The organism is Streptomyces odonnellii, from assembly GCF_000981895.1.
Taxonomy (GTDB): Bacteria; Actinomycetota; Actinomycetes; order Streptomycetales; family Streptomycetaceae; genus Streptomyces; species Streptomyces odonnellii.
In genome coordinates this window covers 1-6,404 of record NZ_LATD01000472.1, presented here as the reverse complement: position 1 = coordinate 6,404, position 6,404 = coordinate 1, and the positions used below count along the sequence as shown (strand labels likewise).

The 6,404-nt window shown below is 69.0% G+C and carries 5 protein-coding genes, 1 tRNA gene and 2 pseudogenes; 4 read left to right on the top strand and 4 right to left on the bottom strand.

The features are described from left to right. The 4 genes and pseudogenes from WH07_RS33325 to WH07_RS33305 all read left to right on the top strand — a co-directional run. Positions 1-165: pseudogene (locus WH07_RS33325) on the top strand (peroxiredoxin); the annotation flags it as partial. A 268-nt stretch (positions 166-433) separates the two neighbouring features. Further along, entirely contained in the window at positions 434-1,840 is a 1,407-nt protein-coding gene (locus tag WH07_RS33320; protein WP_079023766.1) for an MFS transporter, read from the top strand. 697 nt (positions 1,841-2,537) lie between these two features. Next, positions 2,538-3,377, top strand: coding sequence for an HNH endonuclease (locus WH07_RS33310; protein WP_046508444.1), 840 nt, complete (start codon positions 2,538-2,540; stop codon positions 3,375-3,377). Positions 3,378-3,389: 12 nt separating this feature from the next. Further along, positions 3,390-3,465: transfer RNA gene (locus WH07_RS33305), tRNA-Leu, on the top strand. A gap of 71 nt (positions 3,466-3,536) precedes the next feature. On the opposite strand, the gene rdgB is transcribed toward WH07_RS33305, so the two are convergent. The 4 genes and pseudogenes from rdgB to WH07_RS33285 form a co-directional block, all read right to left on the bottom strand. After that, a complete protein-coding gene (gene rdgB / locus WH07_RS33300; protein WP_046508441.1) occupies positions 3,537-4,139 on the bottom strand; it encodes an RdgB/HAM1 family non-canonical purine NTP pyrophosphatase in 603 nt (200 codons plus the stop codon). Between the two features lie 49 nt (positions 4,140-4,188). Beyond that, a complete protein-coding gene (locus tag WH07_RS33295) occupies positions 4,189-4,581 on the bottom strand; it encodes a hypothetical protein (protein ID WP_046508439.1) in 393 nt (130 codons plus the stop codon). A gap of 229 nt (positions 4,582-4,810) precedes the next feature. Next, positions 4,811-5,542 carry a ribonuclease PH gene (gene rph, locus WH07_RS33290; RefSeq protein ID WP_046508437.1) on the bottom strand — a complete coding sequence of 244 codons (732 nt, stop codon included), beginning with the start codon at positions 5,540-5,542 and terminating at the stop codon, positions 4,811-4,813. Positions 5,543-5,981: 439 nt separating this feature from the next. After that, a pseudogene (locus WH07_RS33285) lies at positions 5,982-6,218 on the bottom strand (glucose PTS transporter subunit EIIB); the annotation flags it as partial. Between the last annotated feature and the right edge of the window lie 186 nt (positions 6,219-6,404).

Here is a 6,404-nt window from a genome sequence, read left to right as displayed (position 1 = left end):
GAGAGCTACGGCGCGTTCGGCGAGAAGAAGATGTACGGGAAGACCGTGACCGGCGTGATCCGCTCCACGGTGGTCGTGGACGAGGAGGGGAAGGTGGAGCACGCCTTCTACAACGTGCGGGCGACCGGCCATGTAGCGAAGATCATCAAGGATCTCGGGATCTGACGGATCCGAGGATCCGACAGGTCCGGGGATCCGACAGGTCCGGGGATCCGACAGGTCCGGGGATCTGACAGGTCCGGGGATCTGACCGGTCCGGGGATCTCAGGAGGGGTGACCTACGGGGGTGACCCACGGGGGTGGCCGACTGGGGTGGCCCGCGGTGACCGGGGTCCCACTCACGTGGGACTTCGGTCGGCCGTCGCCATGAGCGTGCCGAAGGTTCCTGTGGACGGTCCGCGCGGACCGTACCCCTGAGGAAGGGACCCCCGCCATGGCCGACCCCGGGGCGCACCGGTCCGACTCCCCCGTCGACGTGCCGGTGACCGTCACCGACGTGCGCGATGTCCGGCGGGCGGTGAAGGCCGCCGCGCTGGGCAACGCCATGGAGTGGTTCGACTTCGGTATCTACAGCTATCTGGCCGCGACCCTCGGGCAGGTCTTCTTCCCGTCCGGGAACCCCACCGTCCAGTTGCTCTCCTCCTTCGCGACCTTCGCCGTCGCCTTTCTCGTACGCCCGGTCGGTGGTTTGGTCTTCGGCCCCTTGGGAGACCGGATCGGCCGCAAGAAGGTGCTCGCGCTGACGATGATCATGATGGCGGCCGGCACCTGCGCCATCGGGCTGATCCCGTCGTACGCGACGATCGGCTTCTGGGCTCCGGTCCTGCTGGTCTTCTTCCGGCTGGTCCAGGGGTTCTCCACCGGGGGCGAGTACGGCGGGGCGTCCACCTTCATCGCGGAGTACGCGCCGGACAGGCGGCGGGGCTACTTCGGCAGCTTCCTGGAATTCGGCACGCTGTCCGGCTATATCGGCGCGGCGGGCCTGGTCACGGCGCTACGGACCGGCCTCGGCGCGCAGGCCGTGGAGGCGTGGGGGTGGCGCGTACCGTTCCTGGTCGCGGGACCGCTGGGGCTGGTCGGGCTGTATCTGCGGTTACGGCTGGACGAGACACCGGCGTTCCGGCGGCTGGCGCCGGAGACGGTGACGGCCACGGCGAAGGGCGACCTGGGCAGGATCTTCCGGGGCTACTGGCGGACGCTGATCCTGTGCGTCGCGCTGGTCGGCGCGTACAACATCACGGACTACATGCTGCTGTCGTACATGCCGGCGTACCTCTCCGACGAACTGGGCTACAGCGACACCCATGGGCTGCTCGTCCTGCTGGGGGTCATGGCCTGTCTGCTGCTGGTCATCAACCGGGTCGGCACCCTCAGCGACCGCTTCGGCCGCAAGCCGCTGCTGATGACGGGGATGCTGGGCTTCTTCTTCCTCGCGCTGCCGTCGTTCCTCCTGATCGCCCAGGGCAGCGTCCCGGCGATCGCGGCGGGCATGCTGATGCTGGGCCTGTCCCTGGTCTGCCTCCTCGGCACGATGTCCGCCACGCTCCCGGCCCTGTTCCCGACGAACGTCCGCTACGGCGCGCTGTCCATCGGCTACAACGTCGCGGTCTCGGTCTTCGGCGGCACAACTCCCTTGGCCATCACGGCGCTCATCGCCCTGACGGGGACGGACCTGCTGCCGGCGTACTACGCGATGGGGGCGGCGCTGGTGGGGGTCGTGGCGGTAGCTCTCACGAGGGAAACGGCGGGACTGCCGTTGCCGGGGTCGCCGCCGTCGGTGTCAACGGAGGCGGAAGCGGAGGCGGTTCGCCAATCGCGGCGGCGGGGAGGGGAGTTCTGACGTAACTGTCCGGCATGTGATTCGTTACTCAGTGCGACGCCGCGAACACGCGGCCGCACGGAGGGCGAGTGAACATGCCGGTCAGGTACACCCGTGAGCTGATGGAAGAGGCAGCGAGAGAAACGGCTTCCTTCGACGACGCGGTTCGTTGGTGCGGCGGCACACCGACGGCCGGAAGCCGTCGATATCTTCGGGCCAAGATGGCTGCGGCGGGCATCGATACGTCTCATTTCAGGACCAGATGGGTGCGCCACTCGGACGAGAGACTGCGCGAGCTCGTCGCCTGCTCCAGGAGCGTGAGCGAGGTCGTACGCCGGCTGGGAATCAGCCCGGTTGGCGGAAACAAGGCTCATATCGGGCGCCGAATAGCAGCGTTGGGCGTCAGCACCTCCCACTTCCTGCGTGCGCCTCGGGGGCGTCCGAAGGGGGCACTGGGCAATCGTCTGGTCCTGGGTTCACCGTCGGACGGGAGGCTCCCCGGTGAGCGCCTGCGCCGGGAACTGCTGCGTACGGGAGTCCCGGAGACGTGTGCCATGTGCGGCACCGGGGCCGAGTGGAACGGCAAATCGCTGCGGCTTGAAACCGATCACATCAATGGCGACTGGTGGGACAACCGTCCGGAGAACCTCCGGCTGCTCTGTCCCAACTGCCATGCGGTCACCGACACATACCGGGGCCGGAAGCGGCGGGCCGGGGCATGAGCCGGTACGCGAGATATCCCCGCGACCTGCTGGTGCGGACCGCGGCCGAGGCCGACAGCCTCGTCGACCTGCTGCGGAGACTGGGCGCTCCGCTGGGAAGCGGCCCGCTGCGCTACATACGCTCACGGATTGAGCACTACGGCATCGACATCTCGCACTTCAGGGAAGACCGGCTCCCCGACCGAGAACGGCGCTCCTACACAAAGGAGCTCCTGGAAGAGGCGGCCGCCAACTCGCACAGCATCAGGGAGATGTTCGAGTACATGGGCATCCCTCCCTGTGACAGTCCGTATGGCCACATCAGGAAGAGGCTGGATCAATTCGGTATCGACACCTCGCACTTCACCCGGAGATACGGATACCTCCCGGGCACCCTGCCCAGGGATGAACTGGCACCCGCGGTCACGTCTTCCACGAGTCTGGCCGGGGTGCTGAAACTCCTCGGCCTGCCCAACGGTGGGGCGTCCCGTGCGCTCGTGAAGCGAAGCATCGCGGCCCACGGTCTGTCGTCGGCCCATTTCACGGGGCAGGCGCACAATCGCGGAGTGCCTTCCGCGCGGCGCAAACCGGCGGCGGAGATTCTGCGGTGTCTCACGCCTGGAGCCCCGCGTACGAAGACCGCGATGCTGAGACGCGCCCTCGACGAGGTGGGATTACCGCATGTCTGTGACGAGTGCGGCATCGTGGACACCTGGCAGGGCAGACGGCTCGTCCTGGAGATCGACCACATCAGTGGCGACCGTCTGGACAACCGGATCGAGAATCTGCGGTATCTCTGTCCGTCGTGCCACAGCCAGACGAGCACCTTCGCAAAGTGCGTCCGGGGAGCACGGTAAGCTCCTGGTTACGGGTCCGTACCCCAGTTGGCCAAGAGGGCGCCGGTTTAGGTCCGGTGTGTCGTGGGTTCGAGTCCCACCGGGCCCACATCGGAGAGGGCGCGGCGCCCGAGACGGATGCCGCGCCCTTTTTCGTACCGCAGGCGCATGCCGCGGGCGTCAGCCCAGCAGTTCCCGTACCGCCGGGACCAAGGCGCGGAAGGCCTTGCCTCGGTGGCTGATCGCGTTCTTCTCCGCCGGGGTCAGTTCCGCGCAGGTTCGGGATTCGCCGTCCGGCTGGAGGATCGGGTCGTAGCCGAAGCCGCCCGTGCCGGTGGGGGTGGTGCGGAGGGTGCCGGGGAGGCGGCCCTCGGTTACGCGGTGGGTGCCGTCCGGGAGTGCCAGGGCTGCCGCGCAGGCGAAGTGGGCCGTGCGGTGGGGCGGGGTGATGTCGGCGAGCTGGGCCAGCAGCAGGTTCAGGTTCGCCGTGTCGTCGCCGTGGGCGCCCGCCCAGCGCGCGGAGAAGATGCCGGGCGCGCCGCCGAGGACGTCGACGCAGAGCCCGGAGTCGTCGGCGACGGCGGGCAACCCGGTGGCGTCGGCGAGGGCATGGGCCTTGAGGAGCGCGTTCTCGGCGAAGGTGACGCCGGTCTCCTTGACGTCCGGGACACCGGGGTAGGCGTCCGCGCCGACGAGGTCGTGGGGCAGGCCCGCGCCGGCGAGGATGGCCCGTAGTTCGGTGATCTTCCCGGCGTTGCGGGTGGCGAGGATGAGGCGGGTCATGCCCCTCAGTATCCGTGCCCGCGCCGCCCGCCGGTCAGCCACCTGCCCCTCAGGGGGTGCAGACGTTCGCGATCTCCGACGCCGCGTCGGAGATCGGCGTCAGGTCGGGGGTCTCGTCGCCGTTCTCGACGGCTGTACGGACGCTCTCGACGCCCTTGGTGAGGTTGTCGACGGCCTTGCTCAGGTCGGCGTTGTCGGTCTGGTCCTTGAGGCTGCCGAGTTCGGTGTCGATGTTGTCGAGGGCCTCGTCGACCTTGAGGGGGTTGTCCCCGACGCTGGAGATGGCCTGTTCCAGATTGCTGACGCTGGTGGCAATGGCGTCGGCCGTCTGTACGCAGTCCAGCGCCGTGTCGAGGGCGCCGCAGCCCGCCGTCAGGGGCAGCGCCAGGGCGGTGGCGGCGAGAGCCAGGGTGATGCGGCGTCGGCGTATGGGCGCGGGCATGGCGCGGGTTCCTCCCCGGGGTACGGACGGGCGCACGGTTCGGTCCGTGCGCCCGTGCGGTTGAGACGCCCGGGCGGTCTTCCCGGTTGCTTCCGCCGACCGTTTTCGGCCGCCCGGGTTGGCCGCCCTGCCTCGACGGGCCCGGCTCGACCGGCCCGGCGACCCCGCGCCGGTCCGACTCGGCTCGGCCCGCCCCGGGCGGCCCGGCCCCGCTCGGGAGTTGGTTCCGTTACGGCGTCTCGTCCAGGGCCGCTCGCTGGATCGCGGCGAGGTCGGCGCAGCCAGTGGTGGCGAGGTCCAGCAGCGCGGTCAGTTCCTTGCGGTCGAAGGGCTCGGCCTCAGCGGTGCCCTGGACCTCGACGAAGCGGCCGTCGCCGGTGCAGACGACGTTCATGTCGGTCTCGGCGCGGACGTCCTCCTCGTAGCAGAGGTCCAGAAGCGGCGTACCGCCGACGATGCCGACGCTGACGGCGGCGACGGTGCCGGTCAAGGGCCGCCGCCCGGCCTTGACGATCTTCTTGCGCTGGGCCCAGGCGACCGCGTCGGCGAGGGCGACATAGGCGCCGGTGATCGCGGCGGTACGGGTGCCGCCGTCGGCCTGGAGGACATCGCAGTCGAGGACGATGGTGTTCTCGCCGAGGGCCTTGTAGTCGATCACGGCGCGCAGCGAGCGGCCGATGAGCCGGCTGATCTCGTGCGTACGTCCGCCGATCTTGCCGCGTACGGACTCGCGGTCGCCGCGGGTGTTGGTGGAGCGGGGCAGCATCGAGTATTCGGCGGTGACCCAGCCTTCGCCGCTGTTCTTGCGCCAGCGCGGGACGCCTTCGGTGAAGGAGGCGGTGCAGAAGACTCTGGTGTCACCGAAGGAGATGAGGACGGAGCCCTCGGCGTGCTTGCTCCATCCGCGTTCGATGGTGACGGGACGGAGCTGGTCGGAGGTGCGGCCGTCGATTCGTGACATGCCCCGACCCTATAGGCAAGGGCTTTCTTGTCTTTTTTAGGGCTCGGTTCGCCTCCGGGGCGCTACATGTCGGTGCCGACGGTCGACCGTGCTCGGGTCACTCGTACCTCGCGACCCTGCGCGCGCTCTCCCTTTCGGCACCGACCGCGCCCCTTCGGCTCACTCGCCAGGCGGCCGACAGCAGCCCGGACATGTCCGCACCCCAGGGCGGACCGACAGCAGCCCGAGCCATGCTCGTACCCCCAGGCGTCGGGGTGAGCAGGCTTGAGCGGGGTTCATGCCGAGGGCCTGGGGTGCCTTGATGTCCCGGCCCCGCACGGTCGCCTGGCGAGTGAGCCGAAGGGCGCCGGCCGCTGTCGAGGGGGCGAGCACGGTCGACCGTCGACAGGGGCTTGAGGCGCCCGGAGGCGAACCGAGCCCTCAAAAAAAGGGGGCCCGTTTACATCATGTCTTCGATGTCGGCGGCGATGGGGTCGGCGTCCGTGCCGATGACTACCTGGATCGCGGTGCCCATCTTGACCACACCATGCGCCCCCGCGGCCTTGAGAGCGGTTTCGTCGACGAGGTCCGGGTTGACGACCTCGGTGCGGAGGCGGGTGATGCAGCCTTCGACCTCTTCGATGTTGTCGAGCCCGCCGAGCCCGGCGACGATCTTCTCAGCCTTGGTGGCCATGGTGTACTCCCTGACTGTCGCTCGCTATCGCTGTCGCTGTCGTACCGCTTCGTCACGGTAACGCACAGTTGGACCATCTTCGCGGGCGCGCCCTCACGCCGTACTCAATGATGACGATCACCGGCGCCCCGCCCGCGACCGACCGGCCCCGCGAGCCTACCGCAAGTGGTCTACACCAATCGGTCGCCC

Excerpts from the sequence above, each read along its gene's own strand:
- WH07_RS33320 (WP_079023766.1), top strand. The coding sequence starts at position 434 with ATGGCCGACCCCGGGGCGCACCGGTCCGACTCCCCCGTCGACGTGCCG.
- WH07_RS33310 (WP_046508444.1), top strand. The coding sequence starts at position 2,538 with ATGAGCCGGTACGCGAGATATCCCCGCGACCTGCTGGTGCGGACCGCG.
- rdgB (WP_046508441.1), bottom strand. The coding sequence starts at position 4,139 with ATGACCCGCCTCATCCTCGCCACCCGCAACGCCGGGAAGATCACCGAA.
- WH07_RS33295 (WP_046508439.1), bottom strand. The coding sequence starts at position 4,581 with ATGCCCGCGCCCATACGCCGACGCCGCATCACCCTGGCTCTCGCCGCC.
- rph (WP_046508437.1), bottom strand. The coding sequence starts at position 5,542 with ATGTCACGAATCGACGGCCGCACCTCCGACCAGCTCCGTCCCGTCACC.